Origin of the sequence: Pantoea sp. alder81 (assembly GCF_020179835.1) — a bacterium.
Classification (GTDB): Bacteria; Pseudomonadota; Gammaproteobacteria; order Enterobacterales; family Enterobacteriaceae; genus Pantoea.
Window position 1 is genome coordinate 42408 of sequence record NZ_JAIUDA010000002.1, and the last position, 26265, is coordinate 68672.

General features: G+C 54.4%; 22 protein-coding genes. 14 read left to right on the forward strand and 8 right to left on the reverse strand.

Annotated elements, in window-relative coordinates:
• Window positions 1-49: 49 nt before the first annotated feature.
• From pspC to pspA, 3 genes are read right to left on the reverse strand one after another with little or no spacing between them, the layout of a single operon-like run.
• Window positions 50-397, reverse strand: coding sequence for an envelope stress response membrane protein PspC (pspC, locus tag LBW88_RS05125; protein WP_224931938.1), 348 nt, complete (start codon window positions 395-397; stop codon window positions 50-52).
• The gene (gene pspB, locus LBW88_RS05130) at window positions 394-621 is read right to left on the reverse strand and encodes an envelope stress response membrane protein PspB (RefSeq protein WP_224931936.1); all 228 of its coding nucleotides are present in this window, start codon (window positions 619-621) and stop codon (window positions 394-396) included. The genes pspC and pspB overlap by 4 nt, the downstream gene beginning before the upstream one ends.
• Before the next feature lie 59 nt (window positions 622-680).
• Window positions 681-1346, reverse strand: coding sequence for a phage shock protein PspA (gene pspA / locus LBW88_RS05135; protein ID WP_224931934.1), 666 nt, complete (start codon window positions 1344-1346; stop codon window positions 681-683).
• A gap of 163 nt (window positions 1347-1509) precedes the next feature.
• On the opposite strand from pspA, the gene pspF reads away from it, so the two are divergent.
• The 8 genes from pspF to LBW88_RS05175 all read left to right on the forward strand — a co-directional run bounded on the left by pspF (window position 1510) and on the right by LBW88_RS05175 (window position 10751).
• Window positions 1510-2508 carry a phage shock protein operon transcriptional activator gene (gene pspF / locus LBW88_RS05140; protein WP_224931932.1) on the forward strand — a complete coding sequence of 333 codons (999 nt, stop codon included), beginning with the start codon at window positions 1510-1512 and terminating at the stop codon, window positions 2506-2508.
• A gap of 638 nt (window positions 2509-3146) precedes the next feature.
• Window positions 3147-4769 (forward strand): ABC transporter substrate-binding protein SapA, encoded by a 1623-nt coding sequence (gene sapA / locus LBW88_RS05145; RefSeq protein ID WP_224931929.1) that lies wholly within the window; start codon window positions 3147-3149, stop codon window positions 4767-4769.
• 2 nt (window positions 4770-4771) lie between these two features.
• Window positions 4772-5737: a putrescine export ABC transporter permease SapB gene (gene sapB / locus LBW88_RS05150; RefSeq protein ID WP_224931927.1), complete on the forward strand. Its 966-nt coding sequence runs from the start codon at window positions 4772-4774 to the stop codon at window positions 5735-5737.
• On the forward strand, window positions 5724-6614 hold the full coding sequence (sapC, locus tag LBW88_RS05155) for a putrescine export ABC transporter permease SapC (RefSeq protein ID WP_224931926.1): 891 nt from the start codon (window positions 5724-5726) through the stop codon (window positions 6612-6614). Before sapB ends, sapC begins: the two co-directional genes overlap by 14 nt.
• On the forward strand, window positions 6614-7609 hold the full coding sequence (gene sapD, locus LBW88_RS05160) for a putrescine export ABC transporter ATP-binding protein SapD (RefSeq protein ID WP_200570279.1): 996 nt from the start codon (window positions 6614-6616) through the stop codon (window positions 7607-7609). Before sapC ends, sapD begins: the two co-directional genes overlap by 1 nt.
• A 2-nt stretch (window positions 7610-7611) precedes the next feature.
• The gene (gene sapF / locus LBW88_RS05165; protein ID WP_224931924.1) at window positions 7612-8415 is read left to right on the forward strand and encodes a putrescine export ABC transporter ATP-binding protein SapF; all 804 of its coding nucleotides are present in this window, start codon (window positions 7612-7614) and stop codon (window positions 8413-8415) included.
• 140 nt (window positions 8416-8555) lie between these two features.
• Window positions 8556-9344, forward strand: a complete 789-nt coding sequence (gene fabI, locus LBW88_RS05170) for an enoyl-ACP reductase FabI (protein ID WP_007892455.1) — start codon at window positions 8556-8558, stop codon at window positions 9342-9344.
• A gap of 285 nt (window positions 9345-9629) precedes the next feature.
• A complete protein-coding gene (locus LBW88_RS05175; RefSeq protein ID WP_224931922.1) occupies window positions 9630-10751 on the forward strand; it encodes a CMD domain-containing protein in 1122 nt (373 codons plus the stop codon).
• Here the strand turns inward: LBW88_RS05175 and LBW88_RS05180 are convergent.
• Both LBW88_RS05180 and LBW88_RS05185 read right to left on the reverse strand, forming a co-directional pair.
• On the reverse strand, window positions 10748-11644 hold the full coding sequence (locus LBW88_RS05180; protein ID WP_224932035.1) for a LysR family transcriptional regulator: 897 nt from the start codon (window positions 11642-11644) through the stop codon (window positions 10748-10750). The two genes, LBW88_RS05175 and LBW88_RS05180, sit on opposite strands and share 4 nt — an antisense overlap.
• Window positions 11645-11895: 251 nt before the next feature.
• The gene (locus LBW88_RS05185; protein WP_224931920.1) at window positions 11896-13485 is read right to left on the reverse strand and encodes a PTS transporter subunit EIIC; all 1590 of its coding nucleotides are present in this window, start codon (window positions 13483-13485) and stop codon (window positions 11896-11898) included.
• A 246-nt stretch (window positions 13486-13731) separates the two neighbouring features.
• On the opposite strand from LBW88_RS05185, the gene LBW88_RS05190 reads away from it, so the two are divergent.
• From LBW88_RS05190 to pdeR, 5 genes are all read left to right on the forward strand, one after another.
• A complete protein-coding gene (locus tag LBW88_RS05190; RefSeq protein WP_224931918.1) occupies window positions 13732-16041 on the forward strand; it encodes an FdhF/YdeP family oxidoreductase in 2310 nt (769 codons plus the stop codon).
• Between the two features lie 126 nt (window positions 16042-16167).
• Window positions 16168-18102, forward strand: coding sequence for an exoribonuclease II (locus LBW88_RS05195; RefSeq protein WP_224931916.1), 1935 nt, complete (start codon window positions 16168-16170; stop codon window positions 18100-18102).
• Between the two features lie 184 nt (window positions 18103-18286).
• Complete coding sequence (locus LBW88_RS05200; RefSeq protein ID WP_224931915.1) at window positions 18287-20353, forward strand: carbon starvation CstA family protein; 2067 nt, start codon at window positions 18287-18289, stop codon at window positions 20351-20353.
• Window positions 20346-20642 (forward strand): YbdD/YjiX family protein, encoded by a 297-nt coding sequence (locus LBW88_RS05205; RefSeq protein WP_224931913.1) that lies wholly within the window; start codon window positions 20346-20348, stop codon window positions 20640-20642. Before LBW88_RS05200 ends, LBW88_RS05205 begins: the two co-directional genes overlap by 8 nt.
• Window positions 20643-20798: 156 nt before the next feature.
• Window positions 20799-22784 (forward strand): cyclic di-GMP phosphodiesterase, encoded by a 1986-nt coding sequence (pdeR, locus tag LBW88_RS05210; protein ID WP_224931911.1) that lies wholly within the window; start codon window positions 20799-20801, stop codon window positions 22782-22784.
• 12 nt (window positions 22785-22796) lie between these two features.
• On the opposite strand, the gene LBW88_RS05215 is transcribed toward pdeR, so the two are convergent.
• The 3 genes from LBW88_RS05215 to araD all read right to left on the reverse strand — a co-directional run bounded on the left by LBW88_RS05215 (window position 22797) and on the right by araD (window position 25715).
• Window positions 22797-23663, reverse strand: coding sequence for a crotonase/enoyl-CoA hydratase family protein (locus tag LBW88_RS05215; protein WP_034821448.1), 867 nt, complete (start codon window positions 23661-23663; stop codon window positions 22797-22799).
• A gap of 140 nt (window positions 23664-23803) precedes the next feature.
• Complete coding sequence (gene kdgT, locus LBW88_RS05220; protein WP_224931909.1) at window positions 23804-24787, reverse strand: 2-keto-3-deoxygluconate transporter; 984 nt, start codon at window positions 24785-24787, stop codon at window positions 23804-23806.
• Window positions 24788-25016: 229 nt separating this feature from the next.
• Window positions 25017-25715, reverse strand: coding sequence for an L-ribulose-5-phosphate 4-epimerase (araD, locus tag LBW88_RS05225; RefSeq protein ID WP_224931907.1), 699 nt, complete (start codon window positions 25713-25715; stop codon window positions 25017-25019).
• A gap of 316 nt (window positions 25716-26031) precedes the next feature.
• Between araD and osmB the strand changes: the two genes are divergently transcribed.
• Complete coding sequence (gene osmB / locus LBW88_RS05230; protein WP_034821457.1) at window positions 26032-26250, forward strand: osmotically-inducible lipoprotein OsmB; 219 nt, start codon at window positions 26032-26034, stop codon at window positions 26248-26250.
• Window positions 26251-26265: the final 15 nt, after the last annotated feature.

Below are 26265 nucleotides of genomic sequence, written 5' to 3' on the forward strand. Positions count from 1 at the left end.
CTTAAGAATATGCGGTGAAGCGGACCCGCAATGGGTCCGGCGAAAAAAATCAGATTTGACGGAAGCGACTGCGCACGCTGAAGGTCTCAGAGGTGACGTAGCGTTCAATATCTCGCACGTTACGCTCATCACTTTTCAACGATGTTTCCAGCTCATCCAACAAATCTCGAGCAGTAGGCATGTGCTGGTCAGGTGCATCAGCCGGCTTTTCGTCCAGCACAAAGCCAAGAATGAAATACGCCACCACGGTAAACATAAACAGCCCGAGGAACAGCGATAGCACCACAATCACACGCAACAGTCGCACCGGAATATCAAGATACTCCGCCAGACCGGCACAAACGCCGCGAACCTTGCCCTGCTGCGGGATACGCCACAGCTTGCGGCCATTCATCATGGTTGCCTCCAGCCTGGATGCTCTGCATCCAGAATGGCTTCGAGTGCTTCCACACGTTCACGCATGCGACGCGCGTCTTGCGTCAACTGTTGCAGACGCTGCATATCGCCTGACGACAACTCCGCGCCACCGTTGCGTTTGTTGCTGTAGTGCAGCCATAACCAGATCGGCGCTACGAAGAGCACGAAGATCGTCAGGGGTATGGCGAGAAAAAGTGCGCTCATTGACTCTCCTTAATCATTAACACTCTGGTCGAGGGGCTCAGCGTCGAGCCCCACACCCTTCACTCGCTGCGGTTCATTTTGGCTTTCAGCGCGGCCAGCTGCTGGCTGATTTCGTCATCGGCTTTCAGCTCGGCAAACTCCTGGTCGAGGCCTTTTGGCTTACCAAAACGCTGACTTTCCGCTTCCGCTTCCATATGGTCGATACGACGTTCAAAGGACTCAAAACGCGCCATCGCATCATCCAGTTTGCCACTGTCCAGTTGACGGCGCACATCGCGGGAAGAAGATGCCGCCTGATGGCGCAGCGTCAGCGCCTGCTGGCGTGCACGGGTTTCGCTGAGTTTTTTCTCCAGCTCACCAATCTCACCTTTCATCCGATCAAGCGTCTCTTCCACCTGAGTCGCTTCCTGCTTGAGTGCTGCAATCAAATCGGTCAGTTTCTGTTTTTCAATCAGCGCAGAACGCGCTAAGTCTTCTTTTTCTTTGCTGATAGCCAGTTCGGCTTTTTCCTGCCATTCAGCCTGCTGAATTTCGGCCTGCTCGATACGGCGCAGCAGCTGTTTCTTTTCAGCCAGCGCGCGCGCTGAGGTGGAGCGAACTTCCACCAGCGTGTCTTCCATTTCCTGAATCATCAGGCGTACCAGTTTCTGCGGATCTTCGGCGCGTTCCAGCAGGGAATTAATGTTAGCGTTCACGATGTCGGCGAAACGAGAAAAAATACCCATAATGATGTTCCTCTATTTGTCATGTGGTTGTGCGGTGCACGGTTTCTTAATACAAATGCCGTGCCAACTTTTAATATATTGATTTTAAACAGTTTGCATATTTTACATTCGCGCAGGCATCCATTAAGGTAGTGAAATTGATTAACCAGTGGCGAAATTCATCATGGCAAACGGCAACGATAATCTGTTAGGCGAGTCGAATAACTTTCTTGAGGTGTTAGAACAGGTCTCGCGTCTCGCGCCGCTGGAAAAACCGGTGCTGGTGATTGGCGAGCGCGGAACCGGTAAAGAGTTGATTGCCAGCCGCCTGCATTATCTCTCCGATCGCTGGCAAGGGCCCTTTGTGTCGCTTAACTGCGCGGCGCTCAATGAAAACCTGCTGGATTCCGAACTGTTCGGTCATGAAGCCGGGGCGTTTACCGGGGCGCAAAAACGTCATCTTGGTCGCTTTGAGCGCGCTGATGCCGGCACCTTATTCCTCGATGAGCTGGCGACCGCGCCGATGCTGGTTCAGGAAAAGTTGCTACGCGTCATTGAATACGGACAGCTGGAACGTGTGGGCGGCAATCAGTCGTTGCAGGTCAATGTGCGTCTGGTGTGTGCCACCAATGAAGATTTACCCGCGCTGGCCGCGGCAGGAAAATTCCGCGCCGACCTGCTCGATCGTCTCGCCTTTGACGTGGTGCAACTGCCGCCGTTGCGTGAACGCCGCAGTGACATTCTGGTGATGGCCGAGCATTTTGCTATTCAGATGTGTCGCGAGCTCGGCCTGCCGTTATTCCCCGGTTTCAGCGAGCGCGCTCAGCTCACGCTGCTCACCCACAACTGGCCGGGCAACGTGCGTGAATTGAAGAATGTGGTGGAACGCTCGGTGTATCGCCATCACAGCGCTGAAGAAGAACTGGATAATATCATCATTAACCCGTTCGCTCCGCGCAGCGCCCCGCCCGAAATAATCCCCGATCCCAGCACCAGCTGCTTACCCGCCCTGCCACTCGATCTGCGTCAGTGGCAAAACCAGCAGGAGCGCGATTTGGTCGAAGCCAGTTTACTACAGGCTAAATACAACCAACGCCGCGCCGCCGAACTGCTGCGCGTTACCTACCATCAACTGCGCGCCATGATGAAAAAGCACGGCATTCAGGCACGTGATGAGGATTGAACAACTAAGCGCGTGCTGCAAACGCTGCGCCGCAGAGTTACTGCGGGTGACGCACCAACAATTACGAGCAATGATAAGAGCACGGCATCCGGCACGTGATAAGGATTAGCCTTTAAAATGCACCCTGGTGATTATTAGGGCGTACATCGTGGCTTTGCTGCTAGCGGAGAAATCCCCACATCATCATTTAACTTTTTCAACGGCAGCTCAGGTGTGGGTCGGTTTTCCCTATAGCTTTTGCGCTGATGCAAGGCGGCAAGTGCGCTAATCCCCGGGAGCATACTTCAGTATGTGACCGGGGTTAGTGCGCGCAGCCAACGCAGCAGCAGTGCAAAAGATGACGGGAAAAACGACACACAAAAAAAAGCCCGCATTAGATGCGGGCAACTTAATACTGGAAGCAATGTGAGCAATGTCGTGCTCTTCTTCGGTAGAGCCACCGTCGAAGCGCAGATGAATAATAATCATTCCTATTATCATCTGTAAAGCCCTAATTGAGAATTTTTCTCATTTCCACACTAACATTGTGATTACCTCGCCCCCACTTTGGCGAAAAACAACACAGAATCATCGTGAATTTGGGGAGTGCGCAAGCTTTGCGATACACTCACGCTATTGCCTCAAAATCGTTGAGTTCTATGCCCAAAATATTAACTTCGCTGCTGCTTGGTCTCAGCGTATTGAGTGCGTCTGTGCTGGCCGCGCCAACCAATAACATCCGCAACAGCGGCTTTGTGTATTGCGTGAATGGCACGGTGAATACCTTCAACCCGCAGATGGTCAGCAGCGGTCTCGTGGTCGATACCCTCGCAGCACAGTTATACGATCGCCTGCTGGATGTCGATCCCTACACTTATCGCTTAATTCCCGACCTGGCACAAAGCTGGGAAGTGCGCGATAACGGCGCCACATACCGTTTCCATCTGCGCAAAGACGTTTCGTTCCAGCACACCAACTGGTTTAAGCCCACGCGAAAGATGAATGCCGACGATGTGGTGTTTAGTTTTGCGCGTATGTTTGACCGTCACCATCCGTGGCATAACGTCAACGGCGGTAGCTATCCCTACTTCGATAGTCTGCAATTTTCGGACTCGGTACAAAGCGTTAAAAAACTGGACAACGACACGGTAGAAATCCGTCTCAACAGTCCGGATGCCTCTTTCCTCTGGCACATCGCCACGCATTACGCGCCCATTCTTTCTCAGGAATACGCCGACAAACTGACGGCTAAAGGACAGCAGGAGCGTCTGGATCGCGAGCCGGTAGGCACTGGACCGTTTCAGCTAAGCGAGTACCGCACCGGGCAGTATCTGCGTCTGGCACGTAATCCGCAGTACTGGAAAGGGGTACCGCGTCTGCAACAGGTGGTGATTGATCTCGGCGTGGGCGGAACGGGACGTCTTTCGAAACTCCTCACCGGCGAATGCGATGTGCTGGCCTATCCTGCGGCCAGTCAGCTCTCCATTTTGCGCGATGATCCACGTCTGCGCATGACGCTGCGCCCCGGCATGAACATCGCCTATTTAGCTTTCAACACGCGTAAACCGCCACTGGATCGCCCGGAAGTGCGTCACGCGCTGGCGTTGGCGATCAATAACGAACGCCTGATGGAGTCGATCTATTACGGCACCGCCGAAACCGCCGCCTCCATTTTACCGCGTGCTTCCTGGGCGTATGATAATGACGCGCGCGTCACCGAATACAATCCGGCGAAAGCCCGTGAAGAGCTGAAAGCGCTCGGGCTGGAAGATCTACACTTGCGACTCGTCGTGCCTACGACTTCACAATCCTGGAACCCCAGCCCGCTGAAAACTGCTGAGTTGCTGCAAGCCGATCTGGCTCAGGTGGGTGTCCGCGTCACCATCGCCCCGGTGGAAGGCCGTTTCCAGGAAGCGCAGCTGATGGCGATGAATCACGATCTGACGCTTACCGGCTGGGCGACAGACAGTAATGACCCGGATAGTTTTTTCCGGCCGCTGTTGAGCTGTGCAGCCATCCGTTCGCAAACCAACTTTGCGCACTGGTGTTCACCGGCGTTTGATGAGTCACTGCAAAGAGCGCTGTTATCGCAGCAGCTTTCGGCGCGCATCGACAGTTACGATCAGGCGCAGCTGATTCTGGCGCAGGAGCTTCCGGTATTGCCGCTCGCGTCATCGTTGCGCTTGCAGGCATATCGTCACGATATTAAAGGTCTGGTGCTGAGTCCGTTTGGTAATGCCTCGTTTGCCGGGGTTTACCGCGATGAGAGCAGCGAGGAATAAGCATGATCATCTATATACTGCGTCGCCTGCTGTTGCTGCTGATCACCCTGTTTTTACTGTCGCTGGTGAGTTTTAGTCTCAGCTACTTTACGCCGAATGCACCGCTGGAAGGTGCCTCGCTGTTCGATGCGTGGTGGTTCTGGTTTAAAGGCCTGCTGCAATTCGATTTCGGTGTTTCCAGCACCAACGGTCAGCTGATCGACGTGCAGCTACGCGAAGTTTTCCCCGCCACGCTGGAGCTTTGCATACTGGCCTTCATGCTGGCGCTGCTGGTCGGCATTCCGCTGGGGATTTGCGCGGGCGTGATGCGCAAAAAATGGCAGGATAAACTCATCAGCGCGCTGGCACTGCTCGGCTTTTCCATGCCGGTTTTCTGGCTGGCGCTGCTGTTTACTCTGTTCTTCTCTCTGACGCTGGGTTGGCTACCGGTTTCGGGACGCTTTGATCTGCTCTACCCGGTGCAAAACATTACCGGCTTTGCGCTGATTGATGCCTGGCTGAGTCCTTCCCCCTGGCGCCATGAGATGCTGATGAGTGCTCTGACACATATGATTCTGCCGGTAGTGGTACTCGCCGTCGCGCCGACCACCGAGGTGATTCGTTTACTGCGCAGCAGCACCAGCGATGTGATGGATAAAAACTACGTTAAAGCGGCGGCCACGCGCGGATTATCCCGCTTCACCGTGATTCGCCGCCATGTGCTACACAACGCGTTGCCGCCAGTGATCCCCCGTCTGGGTTTGCAGTTTTCCACCATGCTGACGCTGGCGATGATTACTGAAGTGGTGTTTAACTGGCCGGGCATTGGCCGCTGGTTGATTAACGCCATTCGTCAGCAGGATTATGCTGCCATCTCTGCCGGTGTGATGATGGTAGGCGGTCTGGTGATTCTGGTCAGTGTGCTGTCAGATATTCTGGGTGCGGCGCTTAATCCGTTGAAACACAAGGAATGGTATGCCTTACGATAATATCTATGCAGAGACGAAGTTACCCAGCCCGTTTCGTCTGTTCTGGCAGCGTTTTTATCGTGATACCAGTGGCATGATTGGGTTGTACGGTTTCGGCGCCCTGCTGTTCCTGTGCCTGTTTGGCGGCTTGTTGTCGCCTTATGGCATCGACCAGCAATTCCTTGGTTATCAATTGTTGCCGCCTTCCTGGTCGCGCTACGGCGATGTCTCCTTCTTCCTCGGTACCGACGATTTGGGCCGCGATGTGCTCAGTCGTCTGCTGAGTGGTGTGGCTCCGACCGTGGGCTCGGCCGTGCTGGTCACGGTGTTGGCCGCAATCTGCGCGCTTATTCTCGGCATTCTGGCGGGCATTACCCATGGTCTGCGCTCTGCGGTGATGAATCACGTGCTGGATACGCTGCTCTCCATTCCGTCACTGCTGCTGGCGATTATCGTGGTGGCCTTTTTAGGCCCGCGCCTTGAACACGCCATGCTGGCTGTTTTGCTGGCGATCATCCCGCGTCTGGTGCGAGAGATCTATACTGCGGTACATAACGAGATGGAAAAAGAGTATGTGGTGGCGCTGCGGCTGGATGGCGCGCGTAACCTGAATATTCTGTGGAATGCGGTGTTGCCCAATGTGCTGCCGCTGCTGGTAAGTGAATTTACCCGTTCGCTATCCATGGCCATTCTCGACATTGCCGCCCTCGGTTTCCTCGATTTAGGGGCGCAACTGCCCTCACCAGAATGGGGAGCGATGCTGGGTGACGCACTGGAACTGATCTATGTGGCTCCTTGGACGGTGATGCTGCCCGGCGTAGCCCTGATGATCAGCGTATTGATCGTTAACCTGCTGGGCGACGGCGTCCGTCGTGCTGTAGAAGCGGGAGCTGAATAATGCCGCTACTTGATATTCGCAATCTCACTATCGAGTTTATGACTTCAGAAGGTCCGGTGAAGGCAGTGGATCGCATTAACCTGACGCTCAGTGAAGGCGAGGTGCGTGGGCTGGTGGGTGAATCCGGCTCTGGCAAGAGTCTGATTGCTAAAGCGATTTGTGGAGTAACCAAAGACAACTGGCGCGTCACCGCCGATCGCATGGTGTTTGACGATATCGATTTGCTACGCCTGTCACCACGCGAACGACGCCGCATTGTCGGTCATAACGTGTCGATGATTTTCCAGGAACCACAATCCTGTCTGGATCCGTCCGAGAGTATTGGCCGCCAGTTGATGCAGGCTATCCCGCGCTGGACCTTTAAAGGACGCTGGTATCAGCGCTTATGGTTCTGGCGTAAAGCACGTGCCATCGAACTGCTGCATCGTGTCGGTATTAAAGATCATAAAGACATCATGCGCAGCTTCCCGTACGAACTGACCGACGGGGAGTGTCAGAAGGTGATGATTGCCATCGCGCTGGCCAATCAGCCTCGTCTGCTGATCGCCGATGAACCCACCAATGCCATGGAACCGACCACGCAAGCGCAAATTTTCCGTTTGCTGAGTCGTCTCAATCAGAATAACAACACCACGATTCTGCTGATTAGCCATGACCTGCGCACCATGAGTCAGTGGGCCGATCGCATCAACGTGATGTATTGCGGTCAGACCGTCGAAACCGCGCAGAGTGAAGATTTAATGGATACGCCGCATCATCCTTATACCCAGGCGCTAATCCGCGCGATGCCCGACTTTGGCAGTGCGCTGCCGCATAAAAGTCGCTTGAATACGCTGTCCGGGGCGATTCCCTCACTGGAACATTTACCGATTGGCTGCCGTCTGGGCCCGCGTTGCCCGTATGCGCAGCGTAAATGCATTGAGACACCGCGCCTCACTGGCACTAAATCGCATCTGTTTGCCTGTCACTTCCCGTTAAATGTGGAGGGGCAATAAGCATGGAAACGCTGCTGGAAGTGCGCAATCTCAGTAAAACCTATCGCTACCGTACCGGGCTGTTTCGTCGGCAACACGTCGAAGCCGTTAAAGGGGTAAGTTTCACCCTGCGGGAAAAACAGACGCTGGCAGTGATTGGCGAAAACGGCTCAGGCAAATCGACGCTAGCCAAGATGCTAAGTGGCATGGTGGAGCCCACCGATGGCGAAATGCTGATTGATGACCATCCGCTGGAGTATGGTGACTACGGCTATCGCAGTCAGCGCATTCGCATGATTTTTCAGGATCCTTCGACCTCACTTAACCCGCGCCAGCGCGTCAGTCAGATTCTCGATTTCCCGCTGCGCCTGAATACCGAACTGGCTGATGAAGAGCGGGAGAAGCGCATTATTGCCACGCTGCGCCAGGTGGGTTTGCTGCGCGATCACGCCGGTTACTATCCGCATATGCTGGCACCCGGTCAGAAACAGCGTCTGGCACTGGCTCGCGCATTGATCCTGCAGCCAAAAGTGATTGTCGCCGATGAGGCCCTCGCCTCACTGGACATGACCATGCGTTCGCAGCTGGTGAATCTGATGCTGGAACTGCAGGAGAAGCACGGCATCGCCTATATTTATGTGACGCAACATATCGGCATGATGAAGCACATCAGCGATCAGGTGCTGGTCATGCATCAGGGCGAAGTGGTGGAACGTGGCGGCACGGCAGATGTGCTGGCCTCGCCGCTGCACGACCTCACCAAACGCCTGATCACCAGCCACTTTGGTGAAGCCTTAACCGCTGAAGCCTGGCGTAAAGTTCGTTGATTGATCATCACATCGCGAAAACGCGGTGCGATTTACCGCATTTGAGAGAGACGTGCTAGAATCCGCACGTCGATTAACGTCGGTCGCCTACTATTTAATCATTGCGACCGCCAACAACAATGACCATAAGGATTACAGCTATGGGTTTTCTTTCCGGTAAGCGCATTCTGATTACTGGCGTTGCCAGTAAACTCTCCATTGCCTACGGTATTGCACAGGCGATGCACAAACAGGGCGCAGAACTGGCTTTCACCTACCAGAACGACAAATTGAAAAGTCGTGTGGAAGAGTTCGCTAAAGATTTGGGTTCTGACATTGTTCTGCCGTGCGATGTGGCAGAAGACGAGAGCATCACTGCGCTGTTCACCGAACTGGCAAAAACCTGGCCAAAATTTGACGGTTTCGTTCACTCAATTGGTTTCGCACCTGGCGATCAGCTGGATGGTGACTACGTGAACGCCGTGACCCGTGAAGGCTTCAAAATCGCTCACGACATCTCTGCCTACAGCTTTGTAGCGATGGCGAAAGAGTGCCGTGCGATGCTGAACCCAAATTCAGCCCTGCTGACCCTGTCTTACCTGGGTGCAGAGCGCGCGATCCCGAACTACAACGTGATGGGTCTGGCTAAAGCGTCTCTGGAAGCCAACGTGCGCTACATGGCGAACGCAATGGGTCCTGAAGGTACGCGTGTTAACGCCGTATCTGCGGGTCCAATCCGTACCCTGGCAGCATCAGGCATCAAAGATTTCCGTAAGATGCTGGCTCACTGTGAAGCCGTTACCCCGATTCGCCGTACCGTGACCATCGAAGACGTGGGTAACTCTGCGGCCTTCCTGTGTTCTGATCTGGCAGGTGGTATCACTGGTGAAGTGGTACACGTTGATGGCGGCTTCAGCATTGCCGCGATGAACGAGCTGGAACTGAAATAAGTTCTGAAGGCGAGCCTGGTGCTCGCCTTTTTTATCTGCGCGGATGTAGGCCGTTCCCGCCGGTATTACTCTTCTCTTTCGCCTGCCATCTAGCGTATCCGCTCCCCTGTCTGCTTGCTACCGCTTGAATTCTCTGACGTATAGATTCATTCGATCTTAATTATTCCCCTTCATTCTTTTGCCTCAGCCAGTGCTTCAGCGACGATAAGCTAGCCCTTTGGTGGCGATGTGCTTTTAAGATTTGCCCGTCGTGCGCCAAGTCCGTTTTTTGCGCAAGGAATGACCATGGAACAACGCCGTTCTCCCGGCCATGATCAGTGGTTTTATGAAAGCCAGACTCGTCCGCACACCCAGGCCACCGCGCCGCTGGTGCCTGAGGCGGCCTACATTGAAGATCGTTTTTTATTAGGATTGCAACAGGAGGCCACGGCGCTGCAGCCACTGTTTAGCCGCTTCCAGCCAGCATTGCTGGCAGCACGAGACATCAGCCAGATCCTGTTACCCGACAACCTCACGATTTCGTTAACCCATACTTTAACGCTCTACGATCGCTTGAGCACCGCGTTAACCGTGGCGCAGGTTGCGGGCGTGCAGCGGCTTTGCAACCACTACTCTGCGCGGCTGAACCCGTTGCCAGGCCCGGATTCATCACGTGAGAGCAATAACCGCCTGACGCAAATTACCCAATATGCGCGCCAGTTAGCGATGCAGCCTGCCTTAATCAATGCAAACAGTATCAGCGCGCTGGATGCCGTCGGACTGACCGAGCCGGATATTGTTACGCTCAATCAGTTAGTGGGTTTTGTCAGCTATCAGGCACGCGTCGTTGCCTCTCTGCAGGCGTTGATGGGCTTGCCGGTACGTTGGATCCCCGGCGTCTCTCCGCCAGCGGATGCTGACGTAGCGTTCTTTGCTCGTGACGCTGCATGGCAGCACGCGTTTAAGCCGGTTGAATTGCGCTATGCCAGTGCCGATCAACTGGCGGCGATGACGTTTTGTCAGGGTATAGAAGGTTTGGACGAGGCGGTTTGGTTGCTGGTGCATGACGCGCAGGCGCTGTATGGCTGGGCAACCTTGCATCAGCGCATCGGCGAACATCATGACGAGGAAGCCGCGTTGGCGCAGGCAACCAGTGCGCGCATCCTGGGCTGTCAGCGCCAGTTCGCGCGCCATGCCGGCAGCCAGCGCAAAGCGTTGCTGGCAGATATTGATAAAGCGGGAGAAACACAGCCGTTGATTGGCGTCAGCGCTCAGTTGGTTCGCATGCCAGAGCGCTTTAGCGCGGCGCACCTGCAACCCTTGCTGAATGCGGGTTGGGGTACCGAGCGCATTTTCACGCTGTTGCAGGCAGTGGCGTTTGCCAGTTGGCAGGATCGGTTATGGATGGCACTGGGAGAAACGCGTTAATCCGGCAGATGCCGTCGCGCTTCGTCAAAGAAATGTTGAGCCAGCGGCGATGCCCTGCCCGGCTCAGCAATCACTAATGCCGCCTGGCGCCCCATGGGCGCCATCTCAATCGGGCGCCGCGCCAGATCCTGCAGCAGCTCCGGCAGCAAATGGCCGTGAGGTGAAATCATCACGCCTAATCCCACCTGCGCACTCTGCAACAGCTGCATAATCGACGCACTTTCGACGATCACTCTTGGCAGCAGGCCGGTTTCTCGCAGCTGTCCATCCACATAACGTCGGAAATAGCGCGTAGGCTCGGCGAGGCACAACGGTTGTTGCGCCAACAACGTGAGTGAAAGGGTTGAGTGTTCCAGCAATTCCGGAAAATGTTGAGGATTAAAAATTGCTTCGACGCCTGGATCTTTCAACAATGCGGTCTGGAAATGCAGTTCGCGCAGTGCGGTCAACTCAAAAAATCCAATCCCGCCATCCACGGTGTGGCTGTTGAGCGCTTCCAGCAATTGATCGGCGCTCATGGCTGACACGCGATAGTCCAGCTGCGGATAACGAGCTTCCACTGCTTTCAACAGCGCGGGCAGCGCGACGCTGCATTGCGGCATCACGCCCAGCCGTAAGGTGCCGTTGACGCCATGCTTCAGCGATTCAACTTCCAGCTTCAGGCCCGAGTAAACCGACACGATCTCACGCGCCCAGGTCAGTACGCGTTCCCCTTCCGGCGTAAAGCCATCGAAGTTGTTGCTGCGATTGATCAGCGATAAGCCCAGCTCGCGCTCAAGATTTTTTAACCGCATCGATAAAGTCGGCTGACTGACAAAACTGGCCTCTGCGGCGCGGCCGAAATGGCGTTCACGCTCTAAATTGCAGAGGTAGATCAATTGCTTAATGTCGATGTTAATATCCGCCCTGAAGTCACGATCGCGCTATGTTAGCAAACCCGCGCGGCTTTATCCGGTTCACAATGCAAAAAGCACAAAGGCCGCCGTTCGGCAGCCTTCGGTTGAAAGTTAATGCCCCACCCGGCGCTTATCTCCGGCACTCTTAATGGCTTAGCTCTTGAAGGGGGAAGTCATCATCCCCGATCTCAGCGTTGGGCATTTAACATTGATTGCTAAATTTATTATTAGCGTGGTAACTAAATGTATTAAGCCACGCCCAGGGCACTTTTCACATCGTTGGCAATCTTCTCGACCTGCGGGCCATAAATCACCTGAACATCATGTTCACTGACACGGTTAACCCCATTCGCGCCGGTGGTCATCAACGTCTGTTCGACCACTTCATTCATCTGTTTCACACGCACCCGCAGACGAGTGAAGCAGCAATCGATGTCCTCTATATTGGCCTCGCCGCCCAGCCCGCTAATAATCACTTTGGTGCGTTCATCGGCGGCGACCTGCGCGGTTTGTGGCTCTTCATCGGATTCGCGACCTGGCGTTTCCACCCGCATCCGCGTGATGACAAAACGAAAACCGTAATAATAAATCGGCACATAGATTACGCCGAGCGCGACCGTCCACCACCAGTGAGTTTTGCTGCCGCCAAGGATGCCAAACACCACGAGGTCAATAGCACCACCTTGCACATTGCCGATCATCAGATGCAGCATCGACATCAGCATAAACGACAGACCAGTCAACAGCGCATGGAGGATGTAGAGCACCGGAGAGACAAAGATGAAGCAGAACTCCAGCGGTTCGGTGATGCCCGTGGTGAATGACGTCAGCGCGCCCGCTAGCACCAGTGCTTTAACACGCTGCTTATGTTCCGGACGCGCGGTGTGATAGATCGCCAGCGCGGCAGCAGGTAAACCAAACATCATGACCGGGATTTTGCCTTGGGCAAGAAACTGCGTGGCGCTGCGCACCGTGTCATCAGGAATCGCGCCGGGATGGGTCAGCGAGCTATTGAAGATGTTTAAAGCGCCCACGATGGTTTGTCCATCCACCGTCGCCATGCCACCGATTGGCGTAAAGCGCACAGTTTCATTAAGAATGTGGTGCAAGCCAGTCGGAATCAGCAGGCGTTCTCCGGTGCCCAACAAAAACGCGCCGTACTGTCCACTTTTGCCAATCATCTGCCCTACCCATGCAATCCCCTGGCCAATGGTCGGCCAGACCATCGCCAACAGCACGCCAATCAAGGGCAGTACCACCACGGTCACGATGGGTACAAAGCGCCGTCCACCAAAAAAACTGATCGCAGTCGGCAATTGCTGAGTGTAGAAACGGTTGTGCAATGCCACAGTGATCAGCCCGGCAATCACCCCACCAAGCACGCTCATGTTGTAGGTGAAAATGCCCAACATCTCGATGTATTCGGCCGAAGTCATCATGGCCGTGGTTTGATCCATGCCCGCTTGCTGTAAGGCAGCCGGCGTGGCGGTGACTGCAGTCAGCCCTTTCGCCGCCAGCGTGGCGTTGATCCCCACGTTCATGGCGATATAACCAATCACTGCCGCAAACGCCGCGGTGGGTTTCTCCGCTTTTGCTAAGCCAATCGCACTGGCCACCGCAAAGAAAACCGGCAGATTGGCAAAGAGCGCCGCTGCAACTTTACGGATAAAGTCGATGATCAGTTGCGGCACCTGCATATTGGCGAAAGCATCGCCGGTCACTGCGGGGTTCTGCATTGCCGCCGCCAGTCCGAGAAAGATACCCGCGGCGGCGATGACCGAAATCGGCATCATCAACGCTTTACCAAAGGCGTGAATTTGACTGGCCAGATTCTTCATGAGTGCGCCCTTTCCTCAATTGAAAGAGCAATTATTAGCCAGTTATTGATATTGCACGTCGCCACACGTCTGATCAGCCAGCAAAATTTGAAGTGCATCACACTTAACGGGCGTTCATCGCGATAAACGCCGCCTATCGCACCATTAAACCAATCAATTAGACAACTTTTGCAGTCAGTCGCACACTTTCCCTCAACAGAAGTCATATTCTGATAACAATTCATAAACAATAAGCCTGCAACGACTATGAAATTTAAACGTAAGATTCAGCCTTATCGTGCCGCTGCTGGCGGCTGGGGCTCTTTGGAAGCAACCACCCGTTTTGTCCTTGATAGTAAAGCTGCCCTGAAAAACATGCGTAATTTGATGCGCATGAACAAAGCTCGCGGCTTTGACTGCCCAGGTTGCGCGTGGGGTGATGACAATAAAAGTACCTTCAGCTTCTGTGAGAACGGCGCGAAAGCCGTGACCTGGGAAGCAACCCGCCGCGTGGTGGAGCCTGAGTTTTTTGCGCAGCACAGCGTGAGTACGCTTTACCAACAGAGCGACTATTTCCTTGAGTATCAGGGACGCCTGACGCATCCAATGCGCTACAACAGTGCCACCGATCACTATGAACCGATCAGCTGGGACGATGCGCTGGCGATGATTGCCCGTCATCTTAAAGCGATGGATCATCCCGACCAGATGGAGCTTTACACTTCCGGTCGCGCCAGTAACGAAGCTTCATGGCTTTATCAGCTGTTTGGCCGCGTGATGGGCACCAATAACTTCCCTGACTGTTCCAACATGTGCCACGAAGCCAGCGGCACCGGCTTGAAACGCAGTATTGGCGTCGGTAAAGGCACCATCCGCCTTGATGACTTTGACCACGCTGACGCGATTTTCGTTATCGGTCAGAATCCGGGGACTAACCATCCACGTATGCTGCACAGCCTGCGCCACGCGGCCGATCACGGTGCGAAAATTGTCACGTTTAACACCCTGCGCGAGCGCGGGCTGGAACGTTTTGCCGATCCGCAAAAACCGCTGGAAATCGTTACCTCTAAAGCAGGTACGATTAGTTCTGCCTATTACCAGCCAAATCTTGGCGGTGATATGGCGGCAATTCGTGGCATGGTGAAAACCCTGCTGGAAGTTCAGCGTGAGCGTTTAGCGGCGGGTGAACCGGGTATCTTTGATCAGGCGTTTATTGATGCCAATACCCATGGTATCGAGAGCTATCTGGCTGCCGTAGACAACACACGCTGGGACGATATCGTGCGTCAATCGGGTCTGAGCGAAGCACAGATCCGGGAAGCGGCGGCAATCTACCAGAGCGCTGAGCGCATCATCATCACCTGGGCGATGGGCGTGACTCAGCATAAACATTCGGTTGATACCGTCCGTGAAATCACCAACCTGCAGCTGCTGTTTGGCCAGCTAGGTAAAAAAGGTGCCGGCCTGTGTCCGGTGCGTGGTCACAGTAACGTGCAGGGCAACCGCACCATGGGGATCGATGAGAAACCCAATAAGCCGTTCCTTGATGCGTTAGGTAACCATTTCGGCTTCGAACCGCCGCGTGAACACGGCCATAACACCGTTGAAGCGCTGGGCGCGATGCTGCGTGATGAAGTAAAAGTGCTGATCGCCCTGGGCGGCAACCTTGCTGCCGCCGCACCCGATTCACCGGTGACGGAAGAAGCGCTGCAGCATTGCGGTCTGACCGTGCACATCAGCACCAAGCTCAATCGTAGCCATTTAGTGCCGGGTCACGAAGGTTTGATCCTGCCGACGCTGGGCCGTACGGAACGCGACCGTCAGGCCAGCGGTAATCAGTTCATAACCGTTGAAGACTCTTTCAGCATGGTGCACGCCTCAGAAGGCGTTGGAATCCCACTGGCAGACACGCAGCGCTCTGAAACCGCGATTGTTGCCGGTATTGCTCACGCCACGCTAGGCAGTGACAAGATTGACTGGCTGGGCATGGCGGATGATTACAATGTGATCCGCGATCACATTGGCGCCACCATTCCAGGCTTTGCCGACTTCAATATCAAATGCGATATTCCGGGCGGATTCTACCTTGGTAGCGCCGCGGCAGAGTTGCGATTCAACACGCCAAGTAAACTGGCGGAATTCAGCGCGGCAGCCCTGCCAACCTCGCTGTTCCCGCAGTTGGGCAATGATGTTGAAGTGCCGTTCACGCTGCAGACGCTGCGTTCGCATGACCAGTACAACACCACGATTTACGGCCTCGATGACCGTTATCGTGGCGTGTACGGTCAGCGTGAAGTGGTGTTTATCCACCCGGACGATATGGCGTCACTCGGCTTCAGCGAAGGTCAGTTGGTGGATATCGAAACGCTGTGGAATGATGGCCTGACGCGTCGGGTGAGTGGCTTTAAACTGGTGCCGTATAACATTCCGCGCGGTAATCTGGCGGCGTATTATCCGGAAACCAACCCGCTGGTGCCGCTCTCCAGCTATGGTGACGGCAGCGGGACGCCGACCTCGAAATCGGTGCCGGTGAAACTGGCATTAACCGCTGCTCTTCCTACGCAGCGCATCGCCTAAGTCCTCTGCGCTATCAGAAGGTAAAAAGCCGCGTAATGCGGCTTTTTAGCCTGTTTTGGCCTTGCCGCGCGCCCCTGATTCGCGTAAAACTGTCCACCGCTCTTAGGCCACGAAACTAAATACATTATGTTCCAGGATAACCCGCTGCTCGCGCAGCTTAAAGAGAAGCTTCACGCGCAAACTCCGCGCGCCGAAGGTGTTGTGAAAGGCACAGAAAAAGGCTTTGGCTTCCTCGAAGTCGATGCTCAAAAAAGCTACTTCATTCCCCCTCCGCAGATGAAAAAAGTGATGCACGGTGACCGTATTTCTGCGGTGATCCACACTGATAAAGATCGCGAGAGCGCCGAGCCGGAAACCCTGATTGAGCCGTTCCTCACCCGCTTTGTTGGCCGCGTACAGAAGAAGGACGATCGTTTGTCGATTGTGCCTGACCATCCGCTGCTGAAAGAGGCGATTCAGTGCCGCGCTGCCCGTGACGTCACCCATGATTTCCAGAATGGCGACTGGGCCGTGGCTGAAATGCGCCGCCATCCGCTTAAAGGCGATCGCGGATTCTATGCTGAACTCACCGAATTCATTGTCACTGCGAACGATCACCTCGCGCCGTGGTGGGTCACCCTGTCACGCCATAATCTGGAACGTGAAGCCCCTAACGTTGGCTTCGGCGAGATGCTGGATGAGCAGTTAGAACGCGAAGACCTCACCGCGCTGAACTTCGTGACTATCGACAGTGCCAGCACGGAAGATATGGATGATGCGCTGTATGTTGAAGAACAGGCTGACGGCCATCTGCTGCTGACCATTGCCATCGCCGATCCGACCGCTTATGTAGCGGAAGGCAGCGAGCTGGATAAACTGGCTTCTAAACGCGCCTTTACCAATTATCTGCCTGGTTTCAACATCCCCATGCTGCCACGCGAACTGTCTGATGACATCTGTTCGCTGCGTCCAAATGTGCGTCGTCCTGCGCTGGCTTGCCGCGTGACGCTTGCGGCAGATGGTAGCGTGGCAGGGGAAGTGCACTTCTTCGCCGCATGGATCGAATCCAAAGCCAAGCTGGTTTACGACGAAGTGTCGGATTGGCTGGAAAACGCCGGTAGCTGGCAGCCAGAGAACGACGCGATTGCCGAGCAGATTCGCTTGTTGCATCGTGTGTGCCTGGCGCGCAGCGAGTGGCGTCAAACCCATGCATTGGTATTCAAAGATCGTCCTGATTACCGTTTTGTACTGGGTGAAAAAGGCGAAGTGCTGGATATCATTTCTGAGCCACGTCGCATCGCCAACCGCATCGTGGAAGAGTCGATGATTCTGGCCAACGTCTGTGCGGCCAAAGTGCTGCAGGAGAAGCTGGGCTTCGGTATCTATAACCTGCACACCGGTTTTGATCTGGCGAATGCCGAGCAAGCCGCTGGCGTGCTGGCCGGTCACGGTATCACCGTGGATCCTCAGGCCATCACCACACTGGAAGGCTTCCGTCAGCTGCGCCGTGAACTGGATGCCCAGCCAACGCAGTATCTCGACAGCCGCATTCGTCGCTTCCAGAGCTTCGCTGAAGTCGGCACCGAACCGGGTCCACACTTTGGTCTGGGTCTCGAAGCCTATGCGACCTGGACATCACCGATTCGTAAATTCGGCGATATGATCAACCATCGCCTGCTGAAAGCTATTGTGCGTGGCGAAAGCATTGCGCGTCCAAAAGACGAGTTCACCACCATTATGAGTGAGCGTCGTCGCCTGAACCGTATGGCCGAGCGTGACGTGGGTGACTGGCTGTATGCGCGCTTCCTCTCGCCGTCTGCGGGCACTGATCGTAAGTTCAGCGCCGAGATCATTGATGTCTCTCGCGGCGGTATGCGCGTGCGTCTGCTGGAAAATGGCGCGGTTGCCTTTATTCCTGCCCCATTCATCCACGCGGTGCGTGATGAGATGGTGTGTTCACAGGAGAGCGGCACCGTGCAGATCAAAGGCGAAGTGGCCTACCGCGTGACCGACATCATCGACGTGACCATCGCTGAAGTGCGTATGGAAACCCGTAGCGTTGTGGCGCGCCCGGCTGCCTGAGCATGAATATCCGCGGGATAACAGCCGTTATCCCGCATTTTTCCCCCTAAGTTTTATCCGATATTAAATTTGCCTTCCGCTTCACACTTCTGATTCGATTCCCTGTCGTTAACAATTCATTACATTACTTTTAACTTGTTGTATCCGATCGCCTATTTTCCCGGTCTCTACAAGGAGTTAACTCATGAACAACGTCAAAACCAGATTGATCTGGTTAGCGGTGGCGTTAATTGGTGCGGGTGCGTTTGCCATGCTTGCGCTCAGCCGTGGCGAACACGTCAACGCTGTCTGGCTGGTGATTGCGTCCGTTGCCTGTTACAGCATTGCTTATCGCTTCTACAGCCTGTTTATCGCTGAACGTATTTTCGAGCTGGATGATCGTCGCCGCACGCCTGCCGAGCGGCTAAATGATGGTCTCGATTATGTCCCCACCAACAAATGGGTGCTGTTCGGCCACCACTTCGCGGCGATTGCCGGAGCCGGTCCTCTGGTTGGCCCAATCCTCGCGGCGCAAATGGGCTTCCTGCCCGGCACCATCTGGATTCTGGTTGGCGTGATGATGGCCGGAGCGGTGCAGGATTTCCTGATTCTGTTTATCTCCACGCGCCGTGATGGCCGCTCGCTCGGTGAGATGGCACGTCAGGAGTTGGGTTCCTTTGCCGGTGTGGTCACCATGCTCGGTGCGCTCGGCGTGATGATTATCATCCTGTCCGCGCTGGCGCTGGTGGTAGTGAAAGCGCTGGCTAACAGTCCGTGGGGGCTGTTTACCATCGCCGCGACGATTCCTATTGCCTTGTTTATGGGCGTGTATATGCGTTTTCTGCGCCCGGGTAAAATCGCAGAGGTGTCCATCATTGGTTTTGTGTTGATGATGGCAGCGATTATTTACGGCGGTGATGTGGCTGCCGATCCCTACTGGGGACCGCTGTTCACGCTGAAAGGCACCGAACTGACGTGGGTGTTGGTGATTTACGGCTTTGTGGCTTCTTCTCTGCCGGTGTGGCTGCTGCTGGCCCCCCGTGATTACCTGTCAACCTTCCTGAAAATCGGCGTCATTATCGGGCTGGCGGTAGGCATTCTGTTCGCCATGCCGGAACTGAAAATGCCGGCGGTGACCAAATTTATTGACGGTAGCGGACCGGTGTTCTCCGGCGCACTGTTCCCGTTCCTGTTTATCACCATCGCTTGTGGTGCGATTTCCGGCTTCCACGCGCTGGTCTCCAGCGGTACCACACCAAAGTTGGTGGAGCGCGAAAGTCATATCCGCTTTATCGGCTATGGCGCGATGTTAATGGAATCCTTTGTGGCGATCATGGCGCTGATTTGCGCCTCAGTGCTGGATCCGGGCGTCTATTTTGCGATGAACTCACCCGCAGCGCTGATCGGCACCACCGTTGAGAGCGCTTCGCAGGTGATTAACGGTTGGGGCTTTGTGGTTACGCCCGAGATGCTGAGCGGCATTGCGCGCGATGTCGGTGAAAGCACCGTGCTGTCACGCGCGGGCGGCGCGCCCACATTTGCAGTCGGTATGGCGCATATCATCACAGAAGTGTTTAACAGCCGGGCGATGATGGCCTTCTGGTACCACTTCGCCATTCTGTTCGAAGCGCTGTTCATCCTGACGGCAGTGGATGCCGGTACCCGTGCCTGCCGTTTTATGGTGCAGGATTTGGTCGGCACCGTGGTGCCATCGATGGCCAACAACCGTTCGTGGCTGGGTAATATGGCGGGCACCACCGTGGCGGTGGCCGGCTGGGGCTTCTTTGTATATCAGGGCGTGGTCGATCCGCTGGGCGGCATCAATACCCTGTGGCCGCTGTTTGGTATTGGTAACCAGATGCTGGCCTCAATGGCGTTGATTCTGGGTACCGTGGTGTTGTTCAAAATGAAAAAGCAGCGCTATGCGTGGGTCACCATCGTGCCGACCGCCTGGCTGTTCATCACTTCGATGACCGCGGGCTGGCAGAAGATTTTTCATGAGAAACCCTCGATTGGTTTCCTTGCGCAGGCCAACAAGTTCCGTAAAGGCATTGATGAAGGCATGGTCATCGCACCGGCGAAAACCGTGGCGGACATGCAAGCCATCGTGTTTAGCAATCAAATTAACGCGGCCCTGTGCGGCTTCTTTATGCTGGTGGCTGTCACCATGTTGATTGCGGCCTTCTTTGTCATCCGCCGTGCACTGCGCAGTGACGTGCCCACCACCCACGAATCCGAAGTCTCCCTGCGTAAGGAGGTGCGAAATGTCTGAGTCCATTCATCGCTGGAGAAAACCGGTCGGCGCGTGGCAGATTCAGCAATGCTTACCGATCGCAACCCAGGCCCTCGGGCAAAATCTTAATCGCTGGCAACGCCTCTGGCAGGGATTGAAGCAAAGTTTTCGCTTAATGGTTGGCGTTCACGACTATCAAACTTATCTGAAGCATATGCGCGAGCACCATCCCGAGCAGATGCCTATGGATGAGCGCGCGTTTCATCGCTACTGCCTCGAAGCCCGTTTTCCCAGCCAGGCAGGCAAGCTCGGCAAGTGTCCTTGCTGACATTTTTAAGCCCCGATTTTCGGGGCTTTTTCGTGCCATTCTTTAGTGAAAACAAAAATATATTTGGTTTGCATCTTGTGCTAACGCAGGAGGTTGAATACTGTTGCTAAAATAATGAGATACCGCCTGCTCAGCATTTCCCCGGAGGAAGTTTCCATGACCGATGAACAAGGGCAAACGTTGCTATACACCCTGTTTGGCACAACCAGCCCTCATTGGCGTTTAACTTCAGATAGCGATGCTTTGCATTTTGCCGAAGACGAGAATGCCAATACCAATTTGGCGGTTCCATTAACCCCTGCACAAGCCAGTTTGCTGCGTGCAATGACGGTGATCACTTCCAGTATCAATCTGACCCTATCCCTGCGCGGTGCCCCGGTGCCAATGCACTTTGTCGGCCGTAAGGTGAACCAATCAACATGGGCCGGCACCTCTTCCGCCTGGGGTGATACTTCCTCTGTGGCTCGCGATTTGACGCTGGGTTTATCCTTCGCTGAACAAGTGGTCTCTGAGGCCAATTCTGTGATTGTGATTCTGGACCAGCGTGGCAACATCCAGCGATTCAACCGCTTAAGCGAAGAGTACACCGGGCTCAAAGAGCAGGAAGTGATCGGCCGCAACGTGTTTCAGCTGTTTATGACCAAACAGGAAGCGCAGGCTTCACGGCGCAACATTTCGGGCTTCTTTCGTGACGGCAATTCTTATGAAGTGGAACGCTGGATCAAAACCAAAAAAGGCCAGCGACTGTTTCTGTTTCGTAATAAGTTTGTGCACAGCGGTAGTGGGAAAAATGAAATTTTCCTCATCTGTTCTGGAACCGACATCACAGAAGAACGACGTGCTCAGGAACGCTTACGCGTCCTCGCTAATACCGATACGGTAACCGGCTTACCCAACCGCAATGCCATCCATCAACAGATTAGTCTGGCACTGGAATTGGCCAATGGCAGTCAAACTGGCGTGGTTTACCTCGATCTGGACAATTTTAAGAAGGTCAACGACGCCTACGGCCATATGTTTGGCGACCAACTGCTGCAAGCAGTGTCGCTGGCCATTCTCAGCTGTCTGGGCAAAGACCAGACGCTGGCTCGTCTCGGTGGCGATGAGTTCGTCGTACTGGCAGAACATACCAGCCAGGCTGCGCTGGAAGCCATGGCATCGCGTATTCTTGAGCGCCTGCGTCAACCGTTCCGCGTCGGTCTGATCGAAGTCTACAGCGGCTGCTCGATTGGTATCGCCCTCGCCCCGCTGCATGGTGAGGATCGTGAAAGCCTGATCCGCAATGCCGATACCGCCATGTATCACGCCAAAGAGAATGGGCGCGGTAAATTCTGTGTTTTTGCCAACGAGATGAACCAACGTGTTTTCGAATATCTCTGGCTCGATACTAACCTACGCAAAGCACTGGAGCTGGAGCAGCTGGTGGTGTATTACCAGCCCAAACTAGACCGTGACGGTGAAGTACGCAGTGCAGAAGCGCTGGTACGCTGGAACTCTCCGGAACGCGGTCTGGTCCCCCCTGGCGATTTTATCTCTTACGCCGAAGAGTCGGGCTTAATTGTTCCGCTTGGGCGCTGGGTGATGCTCAATGTGTTACAGCAAATTGTTCAGTGGCGTAGTGAAGGCATCTACCTGCGCGTTGCCGTGAACGTCTCGGCCAAGCAATTGATTAACCAAAGTATCTATACTGATTTAAAGCAGGCATTGACCGAGGCCGGTCTCACTGATTGCCCGATTGATATTGAGCTGACTGAAAGCTGCCTGATTGAGAACGAAGCCGGTGCACTGACGTTGATGAAACAATTCCAGGAACTGGGCGCTCAGGTTCATCTTGATGATTTTGGTACAGGTTATTCCTCGCTTTCGCAGTTAGCTCGTGTACCCATTGATGCGATCAAGCTGGATCAAAGCTTCGTGCGTAACATCAATAAGCAGCCAGTAGCGCAGTCGCTGGTGCGTGCCATTGTGGCCGTGGCCAAAACCCTCGATCTGCAGGTGATTGCGGAAGGCATTGAAACCAAAGCCGAAGAGAAGTTTGTTATGACCAACGGTGTCGATGGGCGTCAGGGTTATTATTATGCAAAACCAATGCCCGCAGAACAGCTCGGGCATTGGCTGGCTAAGCATCCTGCCCGCGTTTAACGCTGGTCTCGGTTATCCGGCTTTGCGCAGGGATGCGCTATGACGGTTCTGTAGCTGTACCAGTCGTTCCATATAAGCAATGTCTTTAGGCTCCAGTGTGAAGGCGTAATCCACCCAATCTTCCGTGATGTCCATCAGCTCGGCTCGTGAGAGTTGTAGCACGCGCTGACGCGCCTTCAGCATGGCACGCACACCATTCAGCTTCGGACGCAAAGTATCGATAAAGGTGCGTGTGGTACGGTAGGCATCGCCCGGCTGGAAGACTTTATCCACCAGACCCCGCGTTTCATACCACTCTGCACTGTGCGATTCCCCTTCACAAATCAGCTCTTCAGCCAGCTTCATGCCGGAACGACGCGCCACCAGGGAGTAGCCACCCATGCCAGGGAACAGGTTAAACGCAATCTCCGGGAACCCCATACGTGCAGAGTTCTGCGCCAGAATGAAGTGATGCGCCAGCGCGGCCTCGAAACCGCCACCTAATGCACTGCCCTCAATCATCGCCAGCGTCACCGCACCGGTATCAAAGCCACGTGCGGCCGAATGGATGCAATCCACGCAGGCGCGCGCATAAGCCCGCAGCGCTTCACGACGGTTGTTGCGAATGCACTCGACAAAGAATCGCAAATCGCCTCCGGCGTTGAACATCTGCGGAACCAGAGAGCCTGTCACCCAAAAATCAATCGGCAGACCCGAACGCTGTGCGGCATAGCTCAGATTCATGATCTCCTCAATTAATTCGTGGTTGAAACTGGGGCGCGGTTGGGCACGAAGCATCATCCACATGGTGTGACGACCCTCTTCATAGTAGGCCGCCAGCTGGGTGGTTTGTCCGACTTCGGTAAACAATCTGCAAGTTGGTTGGTTAATTACTGTCATAGTCTCATCCTCTAGTTATGTGATGCGTTAAACGCAACATCAGCGTAATCCAGAGTGAGGCCAGACCAAATGAGAGATTGATTTATAAAGTAAAATCCAGAGATATCCCCGACCATAAGGTCGGGGAAAGATAAGCAGGCTTACTTGATGGCAGCGCGCTGTCCCACCGCCACATGAGAACGCTTAACGCGTTTTGAATAGACGGCGGTGATAATCGGCACTAATACAGAAGTCACGATTACTGAAGTGGCAACCAGTGCGGTGGCTGCGGGTGCGACCGGTTTAAACTGTGGCAGCATCTCGGCAATCAACACCGGTGTCGCCACGGCCGCGCCTGCGGTGCTTGAAGCGGCAATCCCTGCGGTACCATCACCGCCACCAATCAAACGGTCGGCAATAATCAGTGGAATACCGGTGATGATGATCACCGAGACCCCCAGCAATACGCCCAGTAAACCGGTTTGCGCGATCACCGCCAAATCGATGGTGTTACCCAACGCAAAAGCAAAGAAGGGAATCAAGGTATGCACGGCTTTGCCAAAGAACTCGCGTAATTCAGGGTCGAGATTGCCGAGCGCGAAGCCGACAATGAATGGCAGCACTGCGCCGACAAACACGTGTGGCTCAAACGAAGCAATGCCAGCGGTCCCCAAAATCACCATGGTCATCAGCGGACCCGATTCCAGCGACATCAGCACAAAGGCGCCTGCTTCTTCTTTTGACCCGTATTGCTGCATGATCGAGGCATACAGTCCGCCGTTGGTCATATCCATGGCGGCAACCAGGGCCAGCGTGGACAACCCGGCGAACATACCAACTTCTACGCCATTTTCCGGCATCATGCGCGATGCCACAGCAGCAATTACCCAGGCCACGGCGATTTTGGTTAACACCAGAGTGCCGGATTTACGCAGCACAGTCCCGGTGGCGCTGAGTTTGATCGACGCGCCCATACAAAAGAACCATACCGCCAAAATAGGCACTGTGCCGGTCATTAAGCCGTTAGTGAAAGAGCCAAAGTATTTACCTGCGCCGGGTGAAAACGTGTGGCAAAGCGCGCCCAGAAATAGCGGGATTAACATCATACCGCCTGGAATTTTATCGATTGCACGTTTGATATGCATAGTTGTGTCACCTTTACTGAGTCAGAGGGAGGTGCGTTATCGTTTGCCTGTTGGCATGACAGACAAGATAACCACTAAGATTCAGGAAAAAAGTGATCAGAGCGATAATAATGAAACGGTGTTTTAATTTTAAATATAAGCCATTTCTATTTTATGATCGGCATCGCCATACTAGTTGTTCCAGCCAAAAAATAAAGGCGCCTTCAGGCGCCTCTGCAATCGTTAATGTTTAATTCTGCCCATACCAAGCGTTCTTACCATGCTTTCGTAGATAATGCAGATCGAGCAGATTTTGCGAAATCGGAGGCAGTTCGCTGCGCAGTTGTTCCGTGTGTAGCGCCATGTAGGCAACCTCTTCCAGCACCACCGCACTGTGTACAGCAGCATCCGCATCTTTCCCCCAGGAAAAGGGGCCGTGCGAGTTGACCAGTGCAGCGGGAATATCGCCCGGCTTGATACGGCGCTGAGCGAAACTTTCGATAATCACCTGCCCGGTATTCCACTCGTAATCCTGTTGAATCTCCTCGCGCTTCATCGCACGCGTGCAGGGAATGGTGCCGTAGAAGTCATCCGCGTGCGTGGTACCCAGCGCAATAATATCGCGCCCGGCCTGCGCCCAAATCGTGGCGTGGCGCGAGTGGGTATGCACGATGCCACCAATCTCTGGCCAGGCAAGGTACAGCGCGCGATGGGTTGCTGTATCTGATGACGGACGTAGCGCCCCTTCCACCACTTTGCCACTCGCTAACTCCACCACCACCATATCGTCACGCTGCATCTTCTCGTATTTCACGCCTGACGGCTTGATCACCAGCAGGCCACGTTCGCGATCGATGGCACTGACGTTACCCCAGGTAAATGTGACCAGGTTATAGCGCGGTAAATCCAGATTGGCTTCCAGCACCTGCTGCTTGAGCGATTCCAGCATGATTATTTCTCCTGCGAACTGTGATAGCTGAATTGTGCTGAACGAGCGGAGAAAACGTTATGGAGCGAATCGCTGTAAACGCAGCGGAAAGTCGCTGAGACCGAAGAAGTGTGGCGTGAATTAAGAATATTCTATCTTCACCTAATTTTGCTGTGGTTCATCAGGCTAAAGTCAGGAACGGTACGGTTTGCACAGGATCAACCGCCGCAAGTGGTCACGATGGAGAGCATTGAATGACACACTGGGATGAAGTACTTCGTTGCGCAACATCTATACTTAAAACGTTGCCTCTGTACATACAATCAAGGAGAAAGAGATGACGACAACAATGAAACGTATGACCGTTGCGGTATTAGCTGCCACTCTGGTTGTTGCCTTGAGTGGTTGTTCGAACTGGTCAAAACGCGACCGTAATACCGCCATCGGGGCGGGTGCGGGTGCAATCGGTGGTTCTGTCCTGACTAACGGAAGTGCACTGGGTACAGTAGGTGGTGCAGCCGTTGGCGGTATTATCGGCCATCAGGTTTCTAAATAACGATAAAGATTCAGG